This window comes from Cellulomonas sp. S1-8 (assembly GCF_026184235.1).
Taxonomy (GTDB): Bacteria; Actinomycetota; Actinomycetes; order Actinomycetales; family Cellulomonadaceae; genus Cellulomonas.
On record NZ_CP110806.1, the window covers coordinates 2,830,897 to 2,855,197 of the forward strand.

Below are 24,301 nucleotides of genomic sequence, written 5' to 3' on the forward strand. Positions count from 1 at the left end.
AGATCCTCCACCACGCCCCTGCCCCACTCCCCCGCATCGCGCATCGCGCTCTCCTACGATCGAGCCGTGACCACCCGCCACGCCGCACCGCGGCGCCTCCGTGCGCCGCGGCACGCCCGCAACCAGCACTCCCACGGCGTGCTGCGCGGCGTCGCCCTCGCGGTGACGAGCGTCCTGGTGTTCGGTGCGGCCGGCGGTGCGGCGTTCGCGGCACGTCTCACCAACAACGTCGACGGGCTCGACCTCGGCGGACTGGTGGACGCGGCGCCCACGCCGACGGATGCTCCGGACCCCGCGGACGCGAACGCCGGACGGGCCGTCAACGTGCTCGTCCTGGGCTCCGACCAGCGCGACGGCGTGAACGCCGACATCGGGGGCGAGGACAAGGGGATGCGCTCCGACACCACGATCGTCGTGCACGTGTCGGCAGACCGCACCCGCGTCGAGATGGTGTCGATCCCGCGCGACTCGCTGGTCGACATCCCGTCGTGCACCATGACGAACGGCGGCACGACGCGTGAGCAGCGCAACGTCATGTTCAACACCGCGTTCGCGATCGGGTGGGACAACGGCGAGGACCTCGCGTCGGCTGCCGCCTGCGCGGCGAACGCGGTGCAGGCCAACACGGGGATCGCGATCAACAACGTCGTCGTGGTCGACTTCGCCGGCTTCCAGAACATGATCAACGCGATCGGCGGGGTGCCGATGTGCGTCGCCGAGGACGTCTACGACGAGTACACGGGCCTGGACCTGACGGCGGGTCAGCACGTGCTCGACGGCGCGACGGCGCTGCAGTACGCGCGCGCCCGGCACGGCACCACGTTCGACGGCTCGGACACCATGCGGGCCGGGCGTCAGCAGCGGCTCGTCGCCAACGTCGCCAACGAGGTGCTCTCGAAGAACCTGCTCACCGACGCCGGGCAGCTGATGCAGTTCCTCAGCGCCGCCACGCAGTCGGTGACGACCGACCTCGGGCTCGTCGACCTCACCGGCCTCGCCTTCAGCCTGCGCGGCGTCGACCGTGCGAACATCACCTTCATGACCGTGCCGTGGGCGCCCGCACGCAGCGACCCGAACCGCGTGGAGTGGACCTCCGAGGCGGACGCGCTGTGGGCCAACATCGCGAGCGACATCCCGATGCTCGGTGTGCCGGAGGAGCCGGCCGCACCCCCCGCGCCTCCTGCAGGCACCGACCCGGCCGTCCCGGAGGCCCCCGTCGAGCCACCGGTGCCGACGGAGCCGACCCCGACGGAGACCAAGACGCCCGGCGTCGACCCGTTCACGGCGGCCGACGCCTCGACGAGCTGCTGAGCGCGCCCGTGCCTGCCCGCCGGGACGACGTACCCACGCCTCCGAGCTTCAGCCCCGACGGCGACCGCGCACGACCCGGCGCCGACGGCGCCCGTGTCGTCGGCGGGCCGGGTCCCCGCCCGCCCGCACCGGCGCGTGTCGTCCGGCGCGAGCCACCCGCGGCCGGCGGGGCGCCCCGCCCGGCGAGCGAGCCGCGTCCCGCTCCGGCCCGGTCGACCGGGGTCCCCGCCCGACGGGCTCCCGGCCGGCAGCGCCCCGCCCGACCTCCGCCGCCGCCGCGCCGGCAGGCTCCCGCACGCCGGCACCCCACCCGCCCGCGGCTCGCACGTCGGCCTCGCGCCCGCCGGCACCCCACCCGCCCGCGGCTCGCACGTCGGCCTCGCGCCCGCCGGCCACCCGCCCACCGGCCACCCGTCCGCCGGCCACCCGTCCGCCGGCCACCGGGTCAGAGCCGGGCACGGGAGCACCGGCCTCGATCGCCCCCGCCGGCCGGCCGCGTCCCGCGGACCCGGCCGCCTCCGCGCCGCGCTCGACGGCACCCCGGCAGGCAGGCCCGCGTCCCGCGGGCGTCCGCGCCGCCGCGGGCGTCCGCACCGCCGCGGGCGCTCCCACCGTGCCGCGGAGCGGGGAGCCCGACACCGGCACCCCCGGCGCCGGCACCCCCGGCGGGTGGCGCCCCCGGCGGGCGCGCATCGCGGGGATCGTCGCCGTCCTCGTCCTCGTCGCGCTCGTGGCGTGGCCCGTCGGGCTGCTGATCTGGGCGAACGGGCTGCTGCAGCACACCCCGGCCCTGTCCGGCGCGGCCGGGACGGACGGCACCACCTACCTGCTGGCAGGATCCGACGCCCGCGGCGAGGAGGGCGGGATCGCCGAGGACGGCACCGAGGGCCACCGCACGGACACGATCCTGCTGCTGCACGTCCCCGCGAGCGGGCCGACCGCGCTCGTCTCGCTGCCGCGCGACACGTACGTGGACGTGCCCGGCCACGGGGGGTCGAAGCTCAACTCGGCGTTCGCCTGGGGCGGTGCACCGTTGCTGGTGCAGACCGTGGAGGGCCTGACCGGGCTCACCGTGGACCACTACGCCGAGATCGGCATGGGCGGCGTCGCCCACCTCGTCGACGCCGTCGGCGGGGTCAACCTCTGCTACGACGGCGACGTGGACGACCCGGACTCCGGCATGGTGTGGACCGCCGGGTGCCACGACGTCGACGGCACGGCGGCTCTCGCGTTCGCGCGCATGCGCAAGGCGGACCTGCTGGGTGACGTGGGGCGGGCGCAGCGGCAGCGGCAGCTCATCGGCGCCGTCATGGGGAAGGTCAGCCCGCGCTCGCTCGTGCTGAACCCCGGGGCCCAGGTCGCCCTCGTGGGGGCCGGTACGGGTGCGCTGACGTTCGACGAGGACGCGGGGGTGCTCGACGTCGCCCGCCTCGCGATGGCGTTCCGCGACGCCAACGGCGAGGGCGGGATCACGGGCACGCCGCCGATCGCGAGCATGGACCACCGGCCGGGCGACATCGGCTCCACGGTGCTGCTCGACCCGGACCTGGCGCCGGGCTTCTTCACGTCGATCCGGGACGGCTCCCTGCCGCCGGGACCGGTGGGTGGGGTCCCGGGGGCGTAGCCTCCGCCGCGTCCAGCACCCGGGGTCCCGCGTTGACGCGGTCCAGCAGCCGGTCGCGCGCACGCGTGAGCGCGCGCTCGGTGCGGCGGCGCAGCGCCGGTGCGTACGGCGCCTCGACGGCCCGGTGGACGCACCACGCCAGCGCGAACGACGCGGCGACGGCGGCGAGCACCGCGACCGCTGCCGGGACGTGGTCGACGACCAGCGAGATCACCCACAGGCCCCAGTACTGGTGGACGAGGTACACGGGGTACGTCAGGGCGGCCGCCGCGACGACCCACGGCCGGTCGAGCGCCGGCAGCGGCACGAACGCGGCGAGCGCCACCAGCACGACGCACGACGCGAGCGCGATCCCGAGGCCGACGTGCGACGGGCTCACCCCGGTCACGCGCTCGAGCCCCGACACCGTGGGGGGCACGCGGATCGCGACCGCGAGCGCGGTGTTCACGGCGACGACCAGCCAGGGCAGCACCGCGTGCCCCTCGCGGCGCAGCACGTACAGCGCCATGCCGGCGGCGAACAGCGGGGCGTAGTCGCTGACGAGGAGGTGCGCGAGGTCGTCGGCGCCCGCGCGCTCGACGAGCAGCGCGAGGACGGGCCACACCAGCGCCACCGCCAGGACGCGGCGGCGGGTGACGCCGACGAGGACGAGCACACCGACGAGCAGGTAGAACCGCAGCTCGGTCCACAGCGTCCAGTACACGCCGTCGACGTGCTCGACGCCGACGAGCGACTGCAGCATCGTGAGGTTCACGGCCACCTGCCCGACCGTGACCTCCTTGCCCTCGGGCCACACCACGAGCAGCAGGAAGCCGGTGAGGAGCACCGCCACCCAGTACGACGGGTACAGGCGGCCGATGCGGGACGCGACGACGGCGGCCGTGGTGCGTCCCCAGGCCGTCATGAGGATGACGAAGCCGGAGATGACGAAGAAGAGCTCGGGACCGAGCGACCCGTAGGAGGCCCAGGCGGCGACGGCGGGCGCGATCAGCGCGTCCTGGTCCTGGCCCCACGCCGACGAGCGCCGCGCCGTGAAGTGGTAGACGAGCACGCCCACCGCGGCGGCCAGGCGCAGCGCGTCGATCGCGACGAGACGCGACGCCGGGCCGGCGACGACGGTCGGGTCGGGCGCCGGGGGCTCGGGGGGCACCCGCCGACCGTAGGTCGCGCCGCGGTGCGCCGCAGGTCGAGCGACCGGCGGTCGTCAGGCGGTGAACCCCGTGGGCGGGGCGCTCGCCCGGGCGCGCAGGCGCTCGCCCTTGGCGTCCGCCTGCTCCCGCAGCCCGTCCTGGAACGCGAGCATCGCGCTCCGCAGCCGTGCGGCCTGCGCGCCCTCGCCGGACGCGAGGATGCGCACCGCGAGCAGCCCGGCGTTGCGCGCACCGCCGACGGACACGGTCGCCACGGGCACGCCCGCGGGCATCTGCACGATCGACAGCAGGGAGTCCATGCCGTCGAGGTGCGCGAGCGGCACGGGCACGCCCACGACGGGCAGCGGCGTGACGGCGGCGAGCATGCCCGGCAGGTGGGCCGCTCCCCCGGCACCGGCGACGATCACGCGCAGTCCTCGGTCGGCGGCCGCGCGACCGTACGCGACCATCTTGTCGGGCTGCCGGTGCGCGGAGACGACGTCGACCTCGACGGGCACCCCGAACTCCGCGAGCGCGTCGGCCGCGGCCTGCATGACGGGCCAGTCGGAGTCCGACCCCATGACGATGCCGACGACGGGGCCGCCGGTCGGGGAGCTGCTCATCTCGTGCCTCCGTCGTCGATGGTCTCGCCGCGCAGCCGCGCCGCAGCGGCGCGCGCCCGGGCACGGACGTCGTCCAGGTCGTCCCCGGACACGGTGACGTGACCGAGCTTGCGGCCCGGGCGCACCGCCTTGCCGTACAGGTGCACCTTGGCGCCGGGGTCCGCGCCGAGCACGGCGGGCAGCGCGTCGGTCGGGTCGTCGAGCGTGCTGCCCAGGACGTTGGCCATGACGGTCCACCGTGCCACGGGGGTGACGGCGCCGAGCGGCAGGTCGAGCACCGCCCGCAGGTGCTGCTCGAACTGGCTGGTCACCGCGCCGTCGATCGTCCAGTGCCCGGAGTTGTGGGGCCGCATCGCGAGCTCGTTGACGAGCACGCGCGGCGCGCCGCCGTCCGGGTCCGGCACCTCGAACAGCTCGACCGCGAGGACCCCCGTGACGCCCAGACCGTCGGCGACGGTGCGGGCGACCTGCTCGGCCTGCGCCGCGGTCGCCGGGTCGAGCGCGGGCGCCGGGGCGACGACCTCGGCGCACACGCCGTCGCGCTGCACCGACTCCGCCACCGGCCACACCGCGGTGCGCCCGGACGGCGTGCGCGCGACCAGGACCGCGAGCTCACGCGTGAACGGCACCAGCTCCTCGACCAGCAGCGCGGGACCGGTCCCGGCCGCGGCGTCGGCGCACCAGGCCAGGACGTCGTCGGGCAGGGCGCCCGACCGCACGACGCGCACCCCCTTGCCGTCGTAGCCGCCCCGCGTGGTCTTGACCACCGCCGTGCCACCGGTCGTCGCCCGGAACTCCTCGAGGGCCGCGAGGTCGGCGACCGGTGCCCACCGGGGGCAGGGGACCCCGAGCGCGCCGAGCCGCCGGCGCATGACGGCCTTGTCCTGCGCGTGCACGAGCGCGGCGGGGCCGGGGTGCACCGGCACGCCACGCGCGGTCACGGCGTCGAGGACCGCGGCGGGGACGTGCTCGTGCTCGAAGGTCAGGACGTCGGCCCCGTCGACGAGCGCGAGGACCGCGGCGACGTCGGACGCCGCCCCGACCGGCGCGTCCGCGACGGCCTGCGCGGCGGGGGCGTCGGGGGCCTCGGCGAGCACCCGCAGGTGCAGGCCGAGCGCGGTCGCGGGGCCGGCCATCATGCGGGCCAGCTGCCCGCCGCCGACGACGGCCACGATCGGAGGTGTCACGGGCGCCGAGCCTAGCCGGTGACGCGCACCCGTCCGGGACCGGCTCGCCTCACGGGACGGAGGCCTGGACCAGGCGTCCGCGGCCCGTGACGGACAGCGCGCCGTCGGCCGCGGCGACGAACCCGGCCTGGCCTGCCGCGAGCGCGATCTCCGCGCCCGTCGACGCGCGCAGCCGCACCTCGCCCTCGAGGCACAGCACGACGCGCGGGCCGGTGCTCGGCAGGCGGCACGGTCCCGACCCGGTCACGCGGGTCACCGAGAGCTCGAAGTCGTCGACCGGGACGTAGTAGACGTCGGTCGCGTCGTAGACGTGCTCGGGGGCGATCCGGATCGGGGGGGCGGCGACGCAGTCGACCGCGCGCAGCAGCTCGGGGACGTCGACGTGCTTCGACGTCAGGCCCGCCCGCAGGACGTTGTCGGAGTTCGCCATGATCTCGACGGCGAAGCCGCCCAGGTAGGCGTGCACCGCGCCGGCGGGCACGAACAGCGCCTCACCGGGACGCAGCGTCACCGGGTTGAGCAGGACCGCGGTGACGGCTCCGGGGTCGCCGGGGTAGGCGCGCTCCAGGAGGTCGACCGCCCGGTCGGTCCGCGGTGACGGCGAGCCCGTCCGCAGCCGCTCGCGGAACTCGTCCGCGAGCTCGGCGACCTCCGTCGGCGTCGGGCGGGTCGTCTCGCCCACGAGCCGTGTGAAGGCCTCCTGCACGCCGGACGGGCTGGGGTCGGCGGTCACGGTCTTGTGCAGGTGGCGCGCGACGGGGTGCTCGAGCCCTCGCAGGATCTCGGCGGTGCGCCGCGGCGCGCGGAAGCCGACGAGCGCCTCGAACGTCGACAGCGCGTAGACCAGCTCGGGCTTGTGGTTGCGGTCCCGGTACGAGCGCTGCGGGTGGTCCAGCGCGACCCCGCGCTCGTCCTCGCGCTCGTACCCGTCGCGGGCCAGGTCGACGCTGGGGTGCACCTGCAGGGACAGCGGGCGGGCCGCGGCGATCAGCTTGAGCAGGAACGGCAGCTGCGTGCCGAACCGGGAGGCGACGTCGGCGCCCAGGAACGGGCCCGGGTCGCGCGTGATCGCGGTGTGCAACGACTCGTGGCCCGGTCCCGACAGCCGCGAGGACGACGACGGGTGGCCGCCGTACCACGCCTCGGCGACCGGCCGGTCGTCCGAGGGCAGACCCAGGAGGTCGGGGATGGCGGTCGAGGACCCCCAGTCGTACGGCTGGAACGTCGGCTCGAGACCCTGCACGCTTTCCTCCCCGACCCGGTGGGGCACCGGCTCCCGGTCGGCAGCCTAACCGGCAGATGAACATCCCATGACCGGTTTGGACGTTTTCATCCCCTGCTCACCACCAGCGCTCGCGGCGCACCGAGATCACCGCGCCACGCGGCAGCACGACGTCCGGCCGCAGGGATGCCGGGACCCCGGACAGGAACAGCGCGAACACGGCCGGTCGACGCTGCGCGAGCTCCAGGCGCCCGCCGTCGGCGTTCGCCAGGTTGCGGGCGAGCGCGAGCCCCAGCCCGGTGCCCGCGCCCGACGTCACGTCGCGCTCGAAGATGCGCGGGGCGATGTCGTCGGGCACGCCCGGCCCCTCGTCGCCGACCTCGACGACCACGGCGCGCGACGACCCGCCCGCGCGCGAGCGCACGGTCGTGGTGCCGGCGCCGTGCTTGAGGGAGTTCTCGATGAGCGTCGCGAGGACCTGGGCGAGCGCACCGGGCGTGGCCAGGACCTGGGTGGACGGGTCGACGTCGACGACCAGGCGCCGACCCGCCGCGGCGAACGTCGGTGCCCACTCCTCCTCCTGCTGGTGCACGACCTCCTGCAGCAGGACCGCCTCGGTCGTGCCGCCCTGGGCCCGCCTCGACCCGGCCAGCAGGTCGTCGACGACGCGCACGAGCCGCTCGACCTGCTCGAGCGCGATCCGGGCCTCCTCGCGCACCTCTTCCTCGCCGGCGGCCAGCATGATCTCCTCGAGCCGCATCGACAGCGCGGTCAGCGGCGTCCGGAGCTGGTGCGAGGCGTCGGACGCGAACTGCCGCTCGGCTGCGAGGCGGCCCGCCATCCGGTCCGCGCTGCGGGCGAGCTCGGCGGCCACGAGGTCGATCTCCTCGACGCCGGACGGTTCGAGCTGGGGACGGACCTGACCCGACCCGAGCTGCTCCGCGGACGCCGCGAGGTAGACCAGCGGTGCGGCCAGCCGGTTCGCCTGCCAGATCGCCATCGCGATGCCCGCCGCGAACGCCACGACGGCGGCGACGACCACCAGGCCGATGACCTGCGTGGACAGCCAGAAGACGTCCCACCACGGGACGTAGAGCAGCACGGTGGCGGCGGTGTCCGTCGTGGTCTGGACCGTGACGCGGCGTTCGTCGACCGTCGGCCCGGCGCGGTACGTCTCGCCGTCGGGGGTGCGGACCACGACCGTCGCCCCGAGCTCGCCGTCACCGCCCACGTAGGGCTCGAGCATGCGGTCGGACAGCGCGATCTCCTGCTCGACCCGGAAGTCGACGGTGCGCGCCACCGACTCGGCCCGGATCTCCAGGCCGCGCAGCTCGTTCTCGCGGACGAGCTGCGCACCCAGGAACGCGAGCGGGAACCCCAGCAGGACGACCGCGACCGTGACGGCGGCGATCGTCGCCTGCAGGACGCGACGGCGCACGCGTCAGACCCGGTCGAGCGGACCCGCGGCCGCGGCGGGCGCAGCGGACGCGGCGTCGGCGGCGCTCCCGGTCTCGAACCGGAACCCCATGCCCCGCACCGTGGTGATGTACCGCGGGGCGTTGGCGTCGTCACCGAGCTTGCGGCGCAGCCACGACACGTGCATGTCCAGCGTCTTGGTCGACCCCGTCGGGTCCGAGCCCCAGACCTCACGCATCAGCGTCTCGCGCGCGACGACCGTGCCCGCCGCTGCGACGAGCACGCGCAGCAGGTCGAACTCCTTGGCGGTCAGGTGCAGCTCGCGCTCCCCCTGGAACGCACGGTGGGCCGCGACGTCGACGCGGACGTTCTGCGCGTGCAGCTCGTCCTCGTCGGCCGGGTCGCCGACCGTGCGCCGCAGCAGCGCCCGCACCCGGGCGAGGAGCTCGGCCAGCCGGAACGGCTTGGTGACGTAGTCGTCGGCGCCGGCGTCGAGGCCGACGACGAGGTCGACCTCGTCGGCGCGCGCCGTGAGGACCAGCACGGGCGTCGTCAGGCCCATGCTGCGGATCGCGCGGGCGACGTCGAGGCCGTCCATGTCGGGCAGGCCCAGGTCGAGGACCACGAGGTCCGCGGTGGAGGCGCCGTCGATCGCTCCTTGACCCGTACCTTGCACGCGCACGTCGTAACCTTCACGCCCGAGCGCCCGCGCCAAAGGCTCGGCAATCGCGGGGTCGTCCTCCGCCAGCAGCACCTGGGTCATCGGGCCATGTTAGGTCACGAACTCCCCCACCCCGCCAGACCTCGGACCCGTCGTGTCGCGATCGTTGCCTGCGCCGTGTGCGCCCCGGGGTGGACACGGACCGGTGCACGGCTCCGACCGCGGGTGCACGCCGCGCCGCGCGCCCGCGCCTACGCTCGGGGGATGTCGTGGTGGGACCGGATGTGGCAGTGGGAGGACACCCACCGGCAGGGCGTGGACGTGACCCTCACGGTCCTGCTGACCCTCGTGCTCGTCCCGGTGTCCATCGCGGCGATGGGCAGCACCGCGTCGGGGCTGCGCGCCCCCGTGCTCGCGCTGTGCGTGCTCGGCGTCGTCGCACCCCTGGCCTGGCGACGCACCCGCCCCGCCGCCTCGATCGCGATCGTCTACACCTGCGCGCTGCTGCACGTGCTGGGCGGGCAGCCGCTGCTGCCCGTCGACGTCGTCGTCCCGTTCGCGCTCTACTCGGTGGCGCTGCACGGGCCGCGGTGGGCCCACCGTGTGGGCCTCGCCGGGGCGATCGTCGGCTCGCTGCTCGTGGCCGCGGTCCTGGCGCTGCCCTTCGACCTGCTCGGGGCCGCCCTGGTGGCCCTGCTGATCTCCAGCATCTTCCTCGTCGCCTGGGCGTTCGGGCTCGTGCGGCGCAGCCGACGCGACCACCTCGAGGCGCTCGTCGACCGCACGCACCGGCTGGAGGTCGAGCGGGACCAGCAGGCGATCATCGCGACGGCCGCCGAGCGCTCCCGCATCGCGCGCGAGATGCACGACATCGTCGCCCACAGCCTGTCGGTGATCATCGCGCAGGCCGACGGGGGCCGGTACGCCTCGGCGCAGGACCCCGACGCCGCGACGCGGTCGCTCGGCACGATCGCCGAGACGGGCCGTGCCGCGCTCACCGACATGCGCCGCCTGCTGGGCGTCCTGCGCGAGGCGCCGGGGGCCGGTGCGCCCGGCTCCGCGCCGGGCGTCCTGCGCGCGACGTCCCACGCCGCCACGACCACGGGCACCGTCGCGACGACGTCCCCGCAGCCGGCGGTCGAGGACGTCGAGCACCTCGTCGCCCAGGTGCGCGCCAGCGGGCTGCGCGTGTCGTCCGTGCGCCTGGGCACGCCCCGCAACCTGCCCCCGGGTGCCGGGCTGACGGTGTACCGCATCGCGCAGGAGTCGTTGACGAACGTCCTCAAGCACGCCGGCCCCGACCCGGGGGTCACCGTCCTGCTGCAGTGGCTGCCGACCTCCGTGGTCCTCGAGGTGAGCGACGACGGGCGCGGCGCGGCCGCCGACGCCGACGGGCTCGGTCAGGGGCTCGTGGGGATGCGCGAGCGCGCCGCGATGTTCGGCGGCACGGTGACGGCCGGGCCGCGCCCCGGCGGCGGGTTCCGCGTCCGCGCCACCCTGCCGACGCCCGGCGCCGACGCGGCCGCGGGGACCCCGCCGCGGACCGACACCCGACCTGCGGGAGGATCGTCCTCGTGAGCACCCCTACCCCCGACCCCGGCGCGACCATCCGCGTCGCCCTCGTCGACGACCAGCAGCTCGTCCGTGCCGGCTTCCGCATGGTCATCGACTCGCAGCCCGACCTGCAGGTCGTGGTCGAGGCCGGCGACGGCGCGCAGGCGGTCCGTGCCCTCGACCCCGCGGCGCGCACCGCCACGGGGCACGTCGACATCGTGCTCATGGACGTGCGCATGCCGACCATGGACGGCCTCGAGGCGACCGAGCGGATCGTGTCGCGCGCGACACCCGAGGCGCCCGCCCCGAAGGTCATCGTCCTGACGACGTTCGACCTCGACGAGTACGTGCTGGCGGCGATCCGTGCCGGCGCGAGCGGGTTCCTGCTGAAGGACGCACCACCGGAGGAGATGCTCGCCGCGATCCGCACGGTGCACCGCGGCGACGCCGTCATCGCGCCGTCGAGCACCCGCAGGCTCCTCGAGCACCTGGTCACGGCCCTGCCCGACGACGAGCCCTCCGCGGCCGGGTTCCCCGCGCGCCAGGCGGTCGAGCAGCTCACGGACCGCGAGCGCGAGGTCCTGGTGCTCATGGCGCGCGGCCGCTCGAACACCGAGATCGGGCAGGACCTGTTCGTCGCCGAGGCGACCGTCAAGACGCACGTCGGTCGCATCCTGGCCAAGCTGGGCGCGCGCGACCGCGTGCAGGCGGTCGTCGTCGCGTACGAGGCCGGCCTGGTCCGCCCGGGGTCCTGAGCCGGACCCACCCGGGGGCGGCGTGACCCCCGGGGCGCGTGCGGCCACGGGATGACCCGCCCGGCGGCGGGACCCACCCACGGCGGGACGCGTCGCGGCGGGGCGGGGGCGAGGCTGGGGGCACACCCCGAGACAGGAGCACCCGTTGGACACCACCGCCCCCCGCACCCCCGACCGGGCACCGGTCGACGACCCGGCACCCGCGTCCCGCGCCCGCGCGCTGACCAAGGTGTACGGGTCCGGCCCTGCCGCGGTCCGCGCGCTCGACGGGGTCGACGTGGACTTCGCGTCCGGTGCGTTCACCGCGATCATGGGCCCGTCCGGCTCGGGCAAGTCGACGCTCATGCACCTGCTCGCCGGCCTCGACGACGCGACGTCGGGCACGGTGCACCTCGGGTCGACGGAGATCACGTCGCTCGACGACGACGCGTTGACGCGGCTGCGCCGTGACCGCGTCGGCTTCGTCTTCCAGTCCTTCAACCTGCTGCCCATGCTCACCGCGGAGCAGAACGTGGTGCTGCCCCTGGACCTGGCGGGCCGCGCCCCGGACCAGGCCTGGTTCGACACGCTGGTCACGACCCTGGGCCTGCGGGACCGCCTGACGCACCGCCCGAGCGAGCTGTCCGGCGGGCAGCAGCAGCGCGTCGCGATCGCCCGGGCGCTCATCGCCCAGCCCGAGGTCGTCTTCGCCGACGAGCCGACCGGCAACCTCGACTCGCGCTCTGGCGCCGAGGTGCTCAGCTTCCTGCGCCGCTCGGTGCGCGAGCTGGGGCGCACGATCATCATGGTCACGCACGACCCGACGGCGGCCGCGTACGCGGACCGCGTGCTGCTGCTGGCCGACGGGCGCATCGCCGGCGACATCGCCGACCCGACGCCGGAGTCGGTGCTCGCGGGCCTGGAGGGTCTGCGGGTCCTCGAGGCGCCGGCGGGCACCCCGACGGGCGCGGTCCCGGTCGTCGGCGCGACGAGCACGGGGGGTCTGCGCTGATGCTGCGGCTCACCCTCGCCCAGATGCGGCGCAGCCTGCCCCGGCTGCTCGCGGCGGGCCTGGCCATCCTGCTCGGCTCGGCGTTCCTCACCGCGACGCTCACCGCCGGCGACGTCATCACGCGCGGCGGGTACGACGCGGTCACGGCGTCCTACGGCGACGCCGACCTCGTCGTCATGCCGATCGACGGCGCGCTGTCGGACGTCCTGGAGACCACGCGAGGGACGCCGGGGGTGGCGAGCGCCGACCCCTTCCTGGTGGGATGGGGTTCGTTCGAGAGCGGCCGCCGCAGCGTGTCCCAGACGCTCGTGCCCGTGCCCTCCGACTCGTCGCTCGGCTCGCTCGAGGTCGTCGAGGGCCGCGCGCCCGCGGCGCAGGACGAGGTGGCGCTGCCCGCGACGTCGGCGGAACGCCTCGGCGTCGGAGTGGGTGACACGATCCAGGCCACGTGGACGGTCTGGCCGGACGAGGTGCCGGACGAGGGGTCCACCGACTCCCCCGCGGCACCCGACGAGGGCGTCGCGGCGGACAACTCCGACGGCGACCCCATGACGACGGACGACGGTGGGTCGACCGCCACCGAGATGTCGCAGGACGTGCAGCTCGTCGGGATCGTCGAGGACCCGCGGGGCGCGTGGTCGCGCTACGGCGGGGCGGGGCTGGCGACCACCGACGCGGTCGTGAGCTGGTCGGGTGCGCCGGACCTCGACGGCCTCGGCGTGCAGAGCATGCTCGTGGCCGTCGACGGGGACGTCGAGACCGTGCGCGCCGCGCTGACGCAGGCGCTGGCCGGTTCCGAGGTCGTGACCCGCGACGAGGCCGCGGCGGTCGCCGTCGAGGAGTTCGGCAGCGGCAACCTCATCGTGATGCTCGTGCTCGGCTTCGCGGCGGTCGCCCTGCTCGTCGCCGCGCTGGTCATCGCGAACACCTTCCAGGTGATCGTCGCGCAGCGCACACGGATGCTGGCGCTGCTGCGCTGCGTGGGGGCCCGGCGCAGCCAGCTGCGCAGCTCGGTCCTGCTGGAGGCCGGGATCCTCGGTCTCGCGGCGGGCCTGGCGGGCGTCGTGGTCGGGCTGGCCCTCGTGCAGGTCGCCCTCAGCGTGTTGGCACGCACGCAGGACGGCGTGCCGCTGCCCACGGTCGTGCAGCCCACGATCGGCAACGTCCTGATCCCCGTGCTGGTCGCCGCCGCGGTGACCGTCGGGGCCGCCCTGGTGCCGGCGCGCGCGGCGACCCGGGTGTCACCCGTGGCCGCGCTGCGCCCCGCCGACGCACCGACCGTGCACGCCCGGCCCGGCAGGGTCCGCCTCGCGTTCTCCCTGCTCCTGGTGGTCGGTGGGGTCGCGGCCCTCGTCGGTGGCGTCGCGCTGGCACGGGCGGGTGTCGCGGTGGACGCCATGCTGCCGCTCGCCGTCAGCGTCCTGGGGGGTGCGACGTCCTTCGTCGGGCTGCTCGTGGGGGCGCCGCTGTGGATCCCGAACGTCGTGTCGGCCGTGGGCCGGCCCGTCGCCAGGATCAGCACGAGCGCCCGGCTCGCCGCCGCCAACACGGTGCGCAACCCGCGCCGGACGTCGGCGACGAGCACCGCGCTGGTCATCGGCGTCACGCTCGTCGTGATGATGAGCACGGGCGCCGTCTCGGCGCAGGAGTCGCTGGCCCGCGAGATGGACGAGCGGGGACCGGTGGACCTGGTCGTCGTGAGCGCGCAGAGCGAGCCGCTCGCGCAGGGCATCGGCGAGGACGTCGCCGCGCTCGACGCGGTCGAGACGGTCGTCCCGGCGCGGTCCGCCCTCGTCGAGAACGCCCAGGGCGACGTCGTCGACGTGCTGGTCGTCGACCCGGCGGACGCGGGGGTCGTGCGCGACGACGTCGCGGCGGACGCGCTGGTGGCGGGGCGCAGCGTCGTGCCGGACTGGTGGTCGGGCGAGGTGACCCGCATGGACGTCGTCGGGGAGGAGACCGCCGAGCTCGAGGTGCTCCCGCGCGCGTCCGACCTGACGCTGCTGACGACTCAGGCGGCCGACGCGTTGGGGCTGCCCGACACCGGGACCGCGCTGCTGGTCCGGCTGCGGGCCGACGCCGACGCCATGGTCGCGCTGCAGGACGTCCAGGACGTCGTGGCGAGCGACTCGGTGCAGGTCACCAGCGCCGCGGCGCAGCGGCAGGGCGACGAGCAGGTCATCGACGTGATGCTCGCCATCGTCATCGGCCTGCTGGGGGTGGCCGTGGTCATCGCCCTGATCGGCGTCGCGAACACGCTGTCGCTGTCGGTGATCGAGCGTCGCCGCGAGTCCGCGACGCTGCGGGCGGTGGGCCTGTCCCGCCGTGGCCTGCGGTGGATGCTGGCGACCGAGGGCATGCTCATCGCCGGCGTCGGCGCGCTGATCGGCACGGTGCTGGGCCTGCTGTACGGCTGGGCGGGCGCGGCCACGGTGTTCGGGACGCTCGGCGACGTGCGCCTGACCGTCCCGTGGCTGCACGTGGGGGCGGTGCTGGTCGTGGCGCTGCTCGCGGGCCTGGTGGCCTCGGCGCTGCCGGCGCGTGCCGCGGCGCGGACCCCCCCGGTCGCGGCGCTCGGCGTCGACTGAACCACGGCCGCGGTCCGGCGCGGAGGAGGGCCCGCCGTACCGTCGAGCCGACCACAGCCCCGGGGCCGGGAGGTGTCACGCACACCTCCCGGCCCCGGGTCGTCGTCGGCGTCCCCCGGGGCCGATGCTCACCGGGTGCGGCTCACGATCCCCTCCCCCGTCCTGCCCGGGCGCGACGTCGACGTCGACGTCGCGCCGGGTCTGCCCGCCGGCGAGCTGCGGCGCCGGCTGGCGCTGCTCACCGGCGACGCACGGTGGGCCGCACCGGGCACGCCCCTGCAGGTCGGGGGCGTCGAGCTCGACGACGCCCATCCCGCCGGCGCCCCGCCCCTGCTCCCCGGCGCCCACCTCGGGTCCGCACCGCACGACGACGTCGTCGCGGTCGCGCACACGGGAGCCACGCACCTCGCGGTGCGGACCGGCCCGGACGCCGGACGCCTCGTGCTCCTGCCCGACGGTGCTCGCGTGCAGGTGGACGTCGACCCGCCGGGCATCGAGCCGGCGGACCGGGCGGCGCCGACCGGGCCCGCTCGCCCGGGCACCCGCGTCGAGGTCCGTCGGCGCGGGCGACGCGTGCGGGTCCGCGTCGTCCGCGGCCGCGGCACCCTGACCCCACCCCCGCACGGCCGCGCCCGGCGGCTCGACGGCGCCCGGTGGCTCGGCGGCGCCCGGTGGCTCGGGCGCGGGGCGGCGGCCGGGCGCACGGTCGGACGACGCCCGCGCAGGTGGCCGACGGACGCCCCGCTGCAGGTCGGGCGGACGACGCTGCTGCTGCGGGTCGCCCCGCCCCGGTCGGGCGTGCCGTCGCGACGGTGGCGACGGGTGCCGCCGTGGGCCTGGGCCGCCGCCGCGTCGTCCGCCGGCGCCGTCGTCCTGGCGGTCGTCCTGCGCCAGCCCGTGCTGCTGCTCACCGCGGTGACGGGCCTGGTGGGGCTGCTCGGGTCGGCGGGCGGTCGCGTACCCGACGGGGACCCGGCCGCCGGCCCGTCGGGCGGCGCCCCATCCGGCGTCGCGCCGGCCGGCGCGGAGGGCGGCGCCGCGGACGTGCCGTGCGACGTGGCCGCGCTCCGCCTCACCACGGCGCAGCGCCTGCTCGACCGGGCGGGGCCGGTCCCCGGCACCGACGCGCCGTGGCCGGTCGACGGCACCCTGGCGCTGGCGGGCCCCCGCGAGGAGGCGCTCGGCGCCGCGCGGGCGCTGGTCCTGCGCACGCTCGGCGCCGGGACTCCGACCCGGCTGGTCCTGCGCGCGGACGCCGCGACCCGGTGGCAGTGGACCCGGTGGTGGGACCCGACCGACCGCCTGCCCGGGCCCACGGAGGGCGACGTGCTCGTCGTCGTCGACGGCCCCGCCCCGGACCTCGGGGCGTGGCGCGTCGCGACCCCGGGCGCGCGCCTCCTGCTCGTGGTCCCCCCGGACACGCCCGTGCCGGCGTGGGTGTCGACCGTCCTGCGCCCGGGTCACGGCGGGGCGGAGGACGACGTCGAGGTGGTCGGGGCGCGGGTCGCCGACGCGCAGGCGCGCGCGGCTGCGGCCCTGACGTGGGTGCTCGCGACGCGGGAGGGCGCGGGGGCTCGCACCCTGCCCCGCGACGTGGCCCTCGGCGGCCTGCCCAGGGTCCCCGCGCCCGACCCGGACGCGGTCGCCACGGCGTGGCGGCAGCCGGCGCCGCGCACGCTCGCGGCGCCGATCGGCGTCGGGCCGGACGGGCGGGCCGTCGTCCTGGACCTCGTGCGCGACGGGCCGCACGCGCTCGTCGCCGGCACGACCGGGGCGGGCAAGTCCGAGCTGCTCCGGACGCTCGTGCTCGCGCTGGCGCTCGCTCAGCCGCCGCGCAGGCTCGCGGTGCTCCTGGTCGACTTCAAGGGTGGGACGGGCCTGGGCCCGCTCGCGGGGCTGCCGCACGTCGTCGACCACGTCCACGACCTCGACGTCGCGGCGGCGCGGCGCACGCTCGTCGGCCTGCGTGCCGAGCTGCGCCGCCGCGAGCGCCTGCTGGCAGCGGCGGGCCGGACCGACGTCGCCGACCTCGACCCCGCGGACGCGGCCACCCCGGCACGCCTGCTCGTGGTCGTCGACGAGCTGCGCGCCCTGGTCGACGACCTCCCGGACGCCGCGGCCACGCTCGCGCGGCTCGCCGCGCAGGGCCGGGCGCTCGGCGTGCACCTCGTCCTGGCCACGCAGCGGCCCGGCGGCGCCGTGCCCGCCGACCTGCGGGCGAACCTCGGTCTGCGGATCGCGTTGCGCGTCGCCGACGAGGACGACTCGCGCGACGTCGTCGGTACCGCGGACGCCGCTCACCTCGACGTCGCGGTGCCCGGCCGCGCTCTCCTGCGCATCGGCTCCCGGCCGGTCGTGCCCGTGCAGGTGGCGCACGCGCGGCGGCACCGCGCTCCCACGACGGTCCGGCTCGTCCCGGCCCCGGCGCCCCCCGAGCCGTGGCGAGCGGCACCCGCGCCGCAGGACGACGACGTCGGCGCCTGGGTCGCCGCGTGCGTCGGCGCCGCGCGGGGCCTGCCGGGCACGGGGGTGCCCTGGCTGCCCGCCCTGCCGGACCGGGTGCCCGCGGACGACGTCGGCGCGCCCGCGGGCCCGGCCGGGCTGCTGGTCGCCGTCGCCGACGTGCCCGCCGAGCAGCGCCGCACGGAGGTCCGCTGGTGCCCGGCCGACGGACCGCTGCTCGTGCTCGGCGGACCGCGCTCGGGACGCTCCACGACCCTGCTGACCGTCGGGACGCACGCGCTGCACGCCGGCCTGCACGTGCATGCCGTGGGCCTGCCGGCCGCCGCGCTCGCCCACCTGCACGGCACGGCCGCGCGGTCCGTCGGCACGACCCTCCCGCGTGACGACGCGCACCGCGCGCTGCTCCTGCTGGACCGCCTCGCATCACGGCGCGAGGCGCAGGGCCCCGCCGACGTGCTGCTCGTCGACGGCCTGGACGCGCTCCTCGACGTGCTCGCGGCGCACGCCCGCGGCGTGGGCGTCGACCTGCTCACCGGGCTGCTGCGGCACCCGCCGGCGGGTGTGCACGTCGCGGCGGCCGGCCCGGTGGTGCCGGCACTGACGCGGCTGCTGGGCACGTTCGGGCTGCGGCTGGTGCTCCCCGTGCCCGACCCCGGGCTCGACGCCCAGGCCGGTGTGCCCGCCGCGCTCGTCGGCCCGCGCACGGTCCCGGGACGAGCCGTGGTGTGCGTGCCCGACGGCGCGCACGTGAGCCAGGTCGTGCTGCCCTCGGACGCGACCGCGCGACCGCACGGCGACGTCGGGGTACCGGGGCCGGCGCGGATCGGCGTGCTGCCCGCGCGATCGGAGGCCCCCCGGCACGCCGGTCCACGCGGGGGCGCCGGGGCTCCCGGCATCCACCCGGTCCTGCTGGGCGTCGGGGGCGACGGCCCGGGGCCCGTCGCCGTGGCACCGGCTCGCCCGCTCGTCGTCGCCGGCCCCCCGGGCTCGGGCCGGACCGCCACGCTGCGCACGCTCGCGGACCAGTGGGCCGCGGCGGGCCGCCGCGTGCTGCTCCTGACCCCGACGCCCGACGTGCACGCGCAGGTGGCCGGGTGCCGCGAGGGCGTGGTGCTCGTGGTGGCCCCGGACCGGGGCGCCGCCGCGCTCGACGGCCTCGACGGCCTCGACGGCGAGGGAGGGCAGGGTGCCGGCCCGGCCGTCCTCCTCGTCGACGACGTCGACCTGGTCGAGCGGACGGACCCGCAGCTCACCGACCGGCTCGAGCGCACGCTGCGCGCCGCGGCGGGCGGGATGCTGCCGATCGTGCTCGCCACGACGACGGAGCACGCCGCCACGAGCTTCCGCGGCCCCGTCGCCGCTGCGCTGCGGTCCCGCCAGGTGCTCGTGCTGGACCCCCACGGCCCGGCAGCGGCCGATCTGCTGGGTCCCGGGGCGGCGCTGCAGTGCGACCCCTGGCACCGCCCGCCGGGCCGCGGCGTGCTGCGGCAGGACCGCACGCTGCTGCGCGTCCAGGTGCACGCGCCCGACGCCCCCGTCCGCCGGGAGGCCGACGCGGCACGACGGGCGTGACCCGCCCGTCACGAGGTCGGTCGGCCCCGCGGGTCCGCCCGCCCGTCAGGGCGCGGTGGTGCGCCCGCCCGCCGTCGCGGCGACGACGCGCGGGCTGAGCACGGCGACCACCACGACCAGCGCGACGACCATCGGGGCGAGCGCCCGCGCGCCTCCGCCGGCACCCCACCAGGTCGCGGCCGTCACCACGACGAAGATCTGCGCGGTCAGGACGGGCCCCCGACCCCAGCGGCGGCCCGACCACAGACCGCGGACCGCTGCAGCCAGCAGGGCCGCCGCGCCGAGCGCCACCACGACGAGGAACACTCCCTGGCCGACGTCGGCGCCGCGGGCGAGCGCGACCACGCCGGCGACCGCGAAGGCGACCAGCGCCGCGACCTCGAGGAGCACGACCGTGCACGCCACGACGAGCATCGTCGGTCGCGGCGCGGGGTCGGGACCCGCGGGCGCGCCGCCGCGACCGGTCCCACCCCCGCCGTCGGGGCGCGGGGCGCGGGACGGGCCGGCTCCGGGGGCGGGCTCGCGGCCGGCGGGCGTACGGGGCATGGCTCGACCCTAGGACCCGACCGCGCGGGCGACTGGGTCACCTCCCGCGTGACACGCCCGGATCCCGTGCCGCATACCAGAACCCGGGACCCGGTACGACCACGCCGAGACCCCCGGTGTCCAGGGACGATGGCACCGGGTCAGGCGTGAGGCTCGTCACGCCACGCCCTCGGTGCCGGCCCGGGACGGCCCGCCGACCGGCCCGCGACGGTCAGGGCACAGTGATCTCCCAGGTCAGAGGCATTGTGGCGAGCGGGAGGCGCTGACCTGGACGTTCGGGTCCGATGCCCGCCCGGCCGGACCCGCGACGGCGGCGCACCACGCGGCGGGCCGGGCCTCGATGTGATCAACACCTCAGTCGTTACCGACATGAAACGCTGCCGTAACTCTTGTGCGCGGACGGATCGGGTGTGACTCTTGGTCCAGCACGTTCCCCCCCCACCACTGATTCCATGCGCCGTTGCGCGCGCTCGTCCGGGCGCGCAGTCAGGCGTGTGCAAGGAGAGCCCCCCATGGATTGGCGCCACCGCGCAGCCTGCCTCGACGAGGACCCCGAGCTGTTCTTCCCCATCGGGAACACCGGCCCGGCTCTGCAGCAGATCGAGGAGGCCAAGGCCGTCTGCCGACGCTGCGACGTCGTCGACACCTGCCTCAAGTGGGCGATCGAGACCGGCCAGGACGCCGGCGTCTGGGGCGGCCTGTCCGAGGACGAGCGCCGCGCGCTCAAGCGCCGTACGGCTCGCCAGCGCCGGGCCAGCTGACCCTCGACGCACCCCGAGGACGCGCGTCGTCGCGCGACCTCGACCACCCGACAGGGCCGACCGTTCGCGGCGGCCCTGTCGTCGTGCCCGGCACCGTCACGCCACGGTCGCCGCGTCCCGCCCCGAGCGCAGCACGGCCTCGATGACCACGGACGTGCCGCCCCCCTCGCGGACACCCCACGCGATCGAGCCGCCGAGCTCGTTGCACACCAGCGTCTGCACGATCTGCGTGCCCAGCCCCGTCCCGGCGCCCTTGGTCTCCGGCAGGCCCGCGCCGTCGTCGGCGACCTCGACGCGCAGGTTGGTGCCGTCGCGCTCCACGACGACCTCGACGGTGCCCTGGTCCCGACCGGCGAGACCGTGCTCCACCGCGTTCGTCACCAGCTCGGTGAGCACGAGCGCCAGCGCAGTCGCGTCCTCGGCCGGGACGGCGCCGAACGAACCTCGGACGACGGTGCGCACGTGCGCACCGGCCGTCGCGACGTCGGCCGCCAGGCGCAGGCTGCGCCCGACGAGGTCGTCGAACGGGACGCTCTCGTCGAGGGTCTGCGAGAGCGTCTCGTGCACCAGCGCGATCGTCGCGACGCGGCGCATCGCCTCGCTCAGCGCCTCACGGGCCTCGGGCGAGTCCATGCGGCGCGACTGCAGACGCAGCAGCGCCGCGACCGTCTGCAGGTTGTTCTTGACCCGGTGGTGGATCTCCCGGATCGTCGCGTCCTTGGTGATCAGCTCGCGCTCGCGACGCCGCAGCTCCGAGACGTCACGGCACAGCAGCACCGCGCCCATGCGCTGGCCGCGGTCCGTCAGCGGGACCGCGCGCAGCGACAGCGCGACGCCCCGGGCCTCGACGTCGACCCGCCACGGCGCGCGGCCCATGAGCACGAGCGGCATCGACTCGTCGACCGTCGCGTTCTGCTCGATGAGGTCCGACGTCACCTCGATCAGCGACCGCCCCACGAGGTCGCCCAGAGCACCGAGGCGGTGGAAGCACGACAGCGCGTTCGGGCTCGCATAGAGCACCTCGCCCTCGCCGTTCATCCGCACGAGCCCGTCGCCCACCCGGGGCGCACCGCGGCGCGGTCCGGTCGGCGCGTCGGGGGCCGGGAACTCGCCGCGGGCGACCATGGCCACCAGGTCGTCGGCGGCCTCGACGTAGTTCAGCTCGAGGCGCGACGGGGTGCGCGCCCCGCCGAGGTTCGTCTGCCGGGCCAGGACGGCGATCGAGCGTCCGCCACGCACGACGGGCACCGCCTCCTCGCGCACGGCGTACGAGCCGAACCAGCGCGGCTCGCGCGAACGCTGCGGAGCCTGCTCCTCGAGGGCCCGGCGCAGCTGGGAGACCTGCCCCTCCGGCGGGCGCGAGCCGACGACGTCGTCGTAGTGCACCGTGGCGCCGGTCGACGGCCGGCACTGCGCGACCGCGATGAAGTCGCCGTCGGCGGTCGGCAGCCACAGCACCAGGTCCGCGAACGCGAGGTCGGAGACCACCTGCCAGTCCCCGACCAGCAGGTGCAGCCACTCCAGGTCGGGGGCATCGAGCGCCCCGTGACGGGTGACGAGGTCGCTGAGCGTGGACACAGGCCCAGGGTACGCAGCGGACGACTACGCTCGGGACGACGGGTCGCCCCGCGGGCGGACCATCCGTCGCAGGTCCGCGCGGCCGCTCGGACCGCAGGTACGCCCGCCCCGGGGGTCCGCAGTGGAGCTGCACGTCACGATCGACCTGCCCACCGACGCACGCGCCGCGGCCCGGCTCCTGGCCGACCCGGACTACGTGCACGCCAAGGTGCGCGCCTCGGGCGCCGTCGAGCAGCACGTCGACGTGACCGGCTCCGTCGACGACGCGTTCACGGTGACGACGCGGCGCGCGATGCCGACCACGCAGATCCCCGCGCACCTGCGCGGGTTCGTCGGCGACCGGATCGACGTGCGCCAGGTCGAGGCGTGGGAGGCCCCGGACGCCGACGGCTCGCGCTCCGGCACGGTGGTCGTCGAGATCGCGGGTGCCCCCGTGCGGGTGACGGGCCGGACCACGCTGGTGGACGTCGGGCCCGGTGCTGCGCGCGTGACCTACGACGGCGAGGTCCGTGCCGCGGTGCCGTTGTTCGCGGCCGCGGTCGAGGAGGCCGCCGGCGGTGCCGTGCGGGCCGCCCTGCGTGACGAGGAGGCGGTCGCCGCGCGGTGGCTCGCGGGCGTGCGCGAGGCGGCGGCCGACCCGGAGCCGGAGCCCTGATGACCGCCACCGACGGGGGACACGGATCACCCGGTCGGCGCACAGGACAAAGTGGGCACGTCGTAACAATTGGATAACGTGGGAGGCGTGGGAAATCACGCTGACCTGCGCCGATGGTGCTGTGGGACCGCTACCACCCGGGGGTCGGGGGCCGGCCTCCTTGACACCCGCCCATGTCCGGGACGAAGGTGTCCCGCAGTGCGTGGGAACGCTCCCGCGATGATCGAGGGATCGCATCCACGACGGGGCCCGACAGCCCCAACGCGCGACGCCCCACCCAGCCGTCACGGCTGCAGGCGACGCACGGACAAGATGTACGGCGACGTAGCCGTCCGACTGACAAGGGAGTCATTGTGCGCAAGACCACACGCAAGGCGTGGGCGCTCGCAGCAGGTGTGACGAGCATCGCCCTCGTCGCGACCGCCTGCTCCTCGAGCGACGACGCAGGCGAGGGTGACGAGACCGCGGACGGCGGGAGCGTCACGCTCACGGTCGCCACCTTCAACGAGTTCGGCTACACCGACGAGATGTTCGACCGCTACGAGGCGGAGAACCCCGGCGTCACGATCGAGCAGAAGGTCGCCGCGACCTCGAACGAGGCCCGCGAGAACCTCAACACGCGTCTCGCGGCGGGCTCCGGCACGTCCGACATCGAGGCCATCGAGGTCGACTGGCTGCCCGAGCTGCTGGCGTACCCGGACTACTTCGAGGACCTGGCGTCCCCCGACGTCGAGGGCCGCTGGCTGGACTGGAAGCAGGCCCAGGCCACGACGGCGGACGGCAAGCTCATCGGCTACGGCACGGACATCGGCCCGCAGGGCATCGCCTACCGCGCCGACCTGTTCGAGGCAGCCGGTCTGCCGTCGGACCGCGAGGCCGTCGCCGAGCTCTTCGGCGGCGACGCCGCCACGTGGGAGGGCTTCTTCGAGGTCGGCAAGACGTACGCCGCAGCCTCGGGCGGCAAGGCGTTCTTCGACTCGGCCAGCGCCATCTACCAGGGCATGGTCAACCAGGAGGAGGCGGCCTACGAGGACCCCGAGACCGGTGACGTGATCGCGCTGGACAACCCGCGCGTGAAGGAGATGTACGACCAGGTGACGGCCGCCGCGCGGACCGACAACCTGTCGGCGCACTTCGCCCAGTGGAGCGACGACTGGACGAACTCGTTCCAGACGGACGGCTTCGCCGTCATGCTGGCCCCGGGCTGGATGCTCGGTGTCATCGAGGGCAACGCGGCCGGCGTCACCGGCTGGGACCTGGCCGACGTCTACCCCGGTGGTGCCGGCAACTGGGGCGGCTCGTTCCTGACCGTCCCCTCGCAGGGTGCCAACACCGAGGCCGCCACCAAGCTGGCCGCGTGGCTGACCGCCCCCGAGCAGCAGATCGAGGCGTTCACCAACAAGGGCACGTTCCCGAGCCAGGTCGAGGCGCTCGAGTCCGACGAGATCAAGTCGGCGACCAACGAGTTCTTCAACAACGCCCCGACCGGTGAGATCCTCGCCAACCGCGCGGAGGGCATCGTCGCCCCGTTCAAGGGTCCGCAGTACTTCACGATCCAGGACGCGGTCGCCAGCGCGCTCAACGAGGTCGACGTCAACGGCGCCGACCCCGCCGCTCAGTGGGACAGCGTCGTGCAGGTCGTCCAGGGTCTCGGCTGACCTGAC

General features: G+C 76.1%; 18 protein-coding genes. 10 read left to right on the forward strand and 8 right to left on the reverse strand.

Annotated features, from left to right (window positions below; all coding sequences use genetic code 11):
- Window positions 1–66 precede the first annotated feature (66 nt).
- Together OKX07_RS12700 and OKX07_RS12705 are read left to right on the forward strand one after the other, a co-directional pair.
- The gene (locus OKX07_RS12700; RefSeq protein WP_265628428.1) at window positions 67–1,311 is read left to right on the forward strand and encodes an LCP family protein; all 1,245 of its coding nucleotides are present in this window, start codon (window positions 67–69) and stop codon (window positions 1,309–1,311) included.
- Window positions 1,312–1,924: 613 nt separating this feature from the next.
- Complete coding sequence (locus tag OKX07_RS12705; RefSeq protein ID WP_265628429.1) at window positions 1,925–2,935, forward strand: LCP family protein; 1,011 nt, start codon at window positions 1,925–1,927, stop codon at window positions 2,933–2,935.
- Here the strand turns inward: OKX07_RS12705 and OKX07_RS12710 are convergent.
- The 6 genes from OKX07_RS12710 to OKX07_RS12735 form a co-directional block, all read right to left on the reverse strand.
- Window positions 2,874–4,085, reverse strand: coding sequence for an acyltransferase family protein (locus OKX07_RS12710; protein ID WP_265628430.1), 1,212 nt, complete (start codon window positions 4,083–4,085; stop codon window positions 2,874–2,876). The two genes, OKX07_RS12705 and OKX07_RS12710, sit on opposite strands and share 62 nt — an antisense overlap.
- A 54-nt stretch (window positions 4,086–4,139) precedes the next feature.
- Window positions 4,140–4,688, reverse strand: coding sequence for a 5-(carboxyamino)imidazole ribonucleotide mutase (purE, locus tag OKX07_RS12715; RefSeq protein ID WP_265628431.1), 549 nt, complete (start codon window positions 4,686–4,688; stop codon window positions 4,140–4,142).
- On the reverse strand, window positions 4,685–5,875 hold the full coding sequence (locus OKX07_RS12720; RefSeq protein WP_265628432.1) for a 5-(carboxyamino)imidazole ribonucleotide synthase: 1,191 nt from the start codon (window positions 5,873–5,875) through the stop codon (window positions 4,685–4,687). Before OKX07_RS12720 ends, purE begins: the two co-directional genes overlap by 4 nt.
- Before the next feature lie 49 nt (window positions 5,876–5,924).
- On the reverse strand, window positions 5,925–7,118 hold the full coding sequence (gene manA, locus OKX07_RS12725) for a mannose-6-phosphate isomerase, class I (protein ID WP_265628433.1): 1,194 nt from the start codon (window positions 7,116–7,118) through the stop codon (window positions 5,925–5,927).
- A 97-nt stretch (window positions 7,119–7,215) separates the two neighbouring features.
- On the reverse strand, window positions 7,216–8,535 hold the full coding sequence (locus OKX07_RS12730; RefSeq protein ID WP_265628434.1) for an ATP-binding protein: 1,320 nt from the start codon (window positions 8,533–8,535) through the stop codon (window positions 7,216–7,218).
- Window positions 8,536–8,538: 3 nt separating this feature from the next.
- On the reverse strand, window positions 8,539–9,276 hold the full coding sequence (locus OKX07_RS12735; RefSeq protein ID WP_265628435.1) for a response regulator transcription factor: 738 nt from the start codon (window positions 9,274–9,276) through the stop codon (window positions 8,539–8,541).
- A 162-nt stretch (window positions 9,277–9,438) separates the two neighbouring features.
- Between OKX07_RS12735 and OKX07_RS12740 the strand changes: the two genes are divergently transcribed.
- The 5 genes from OKX07_RS12740 (at window position 9,439) to OKX07_RS12760 (ending at window position 19,097) form a co-directional block, all read left to right on the forward strand.
- Window positions 9,439–10,752, forward strand: a complete 1,314-nt coding sequence (locus OKX07_RS12740) for a sensor histidine kinase (RefSeq protein ID WP_265628436.1) — start codon at window positions 9,439–9,441, stop codon at window positions 10,750–10,752.
- Window positions 10,749–11,483 carry a response regulator gene (locus tag OKX07_RS12745; RefSeq protein ID WP_265628437.1) on the forward strand — a complete coding sequence of 245 codons (735 nt, stop codon included), beginning with the start codon at window positions 10,749–10,751 and terminating at the stop codon, window positions 11,481–11,483. Before OKX07_RS12740 ends, OKX07_RS12745 begins: the two co-directional genes overlap by 4 nt.
- 145 nt (window positions 11,484–11,628) lie before the next feature.
- A complete protein-coding gene (locus tag OKX07_RS12750; RefSeq protein ID WP_265628438.1) occupies window positions 11,629–12,474 on the forward strand; it encodes an ABC transporter ATP-binding protein in 846 nt (281 codons plus the stop codon).
- A complete protein-coding gene (locus OKX07_RS12755; RefSeq protein ID WP_265628439.1) occupies window positions 12,474–15,062 on the forward strand; it encodes an ABC transporter permease in 2,589 nt (862 codons plus the stop codon). The genes OKX07_RS12750 and OKX07_RS12755 overlap by 1 nt, the downstream gene beginning before the upstream one ends.
- Window positions 15,063–15,197: 135 nt before the next feature.
- Window positions 15,198–19,097 carry an FtsK/SpoIIIE domain-containing protein gene (locus tag OKX07_RS12760; protein WP_265628440.1) on the forward strand — a complete coding sequence of 1,300 codons (3,900 nt, stop codon included), beginning with the start codon at window positions 15,198–15,200 and terminating at the stop codon, window positions 19,095–19,097.
- A 45-nt stretch (window positions 19,098–19,142) separates the two neighbouring features.
- Here OKX07_RS12760 and OKX07_RS12765 read toward each other — a convergent pair whose 3' ends face one another.
- Window positions 19,143–19,643: a hypothetical protein gene (locus OKX07_RS12765; RefSeq protein WP_265628441.1), complete on the reverse strand. Its 501-nt coding sequence runs from the start codon at window positions 19,641–19,643 to the stop codon at window positions 19,143–19,145.
- 512 nt (window positions 19,644–20,155) lie between these two features.
- Between OKX07_RS12765 and OKX07_RS12770 the strand changes: the two genes are divergently transcribed.
- Window positions 20,156–20,404, forward strand: a complete 249-nt coding sequence (locus OKX07_RS12770) for a WhiB family transcriptional regulator (protein WP_089803287.1) — start codon at window positions 20,156–20,158, stop codon at window positions 20,402–20,404.
- Between the two features lie 96 nt (window positions 20,405–20,500).
- Here the strand turns inward: OKX07_RS12770 and OKX07_RS12775 are convergent, their stop codons facing one another.
- Window positions 20,501–21,982 carry a sensor histidine kinase gene (locus tag OKX07_RS12775; protein WP_265628442.1) on the reverse strand — a complete coding sequence of 494 codons (1,482 nt, stop codon included), beginning with the start codon at window positions 21,980–21,982 and terminating at the stop codon, window positions 20,501–20,503.
- Between the two features lie 121 nt (window positions 21,983–22,103).
- Between OKX07_RS12775 and OKX07_RS12780 the strand changes: the two genes are divergently transcribed.
- On the forward strand, window positions 22,104–22,637 hold the full coding sequence (locus tag OKX07_RS12780) for a DUF2505 domain-containing protein (protein ID WP_265628443.1): 534 nt from the start codon (window positions 22,104–22,106) through the stop codon (window positions 22,635–22,637).
- Between the two features lie 353 nt (window positions 22,638–22,990).
- Window positions 22,991–24,295, forward strand: coding sequence for an ABC transporter substrate-binding protein (locus tag OKX07_RS12785; protein WP_265628444.1), 1,305 nt, complete (start codon window positions 22,991–22,993; stop codon window positions 24,293–24,295).
- Window positions 24,296–24,301: the final 6 nt, after the last annotated feature.

Coding starts and splice junctions, on each gene's coding strand:
- OKX07_RS12770 (WP_089803287.1), top strand. CDS start 20,156: ATGGATTGGCGCCACCGCGCAGCCTGCCTCGACGAGGACCCCGAGCTG.
- OKX07_RS12740 (WP_265628436.1), top strand. CDS start 9,439: ATGTCGTGGTGGGACCGGATGTGGCAGTGGGAGGACACCCACCGGCAG.
- OKX07_RS12765 (WP_265628441.1), bottom strand. CDS start 19,643: ATGCCCCGTACGCCCGCCGGCCGCGAGCCCGCCCCCGGAGCCGGCCCG.
- OKX07_RS12735 (WP_265628435.1), bottom strand. CDS start 9,276: ATGACCCAGGTGCTGCTGGCGGAGGACGACCCCGCGATTGCCGAGCCT.
- OKX07_RS12755 (WP_265628439.1), top strand. CDS start 12,474: ATGCTGCGGCTCACCCTCGCCCAGATGCGGCGCAGCCTGCCCCGGCTG.
- purE (WP_265628431.1), bottom strand. CDS start 4,688: ATGAGCAGCTCCCCGACCGGCGGCCCCGTCGTCGGCATCGTCATGGGG.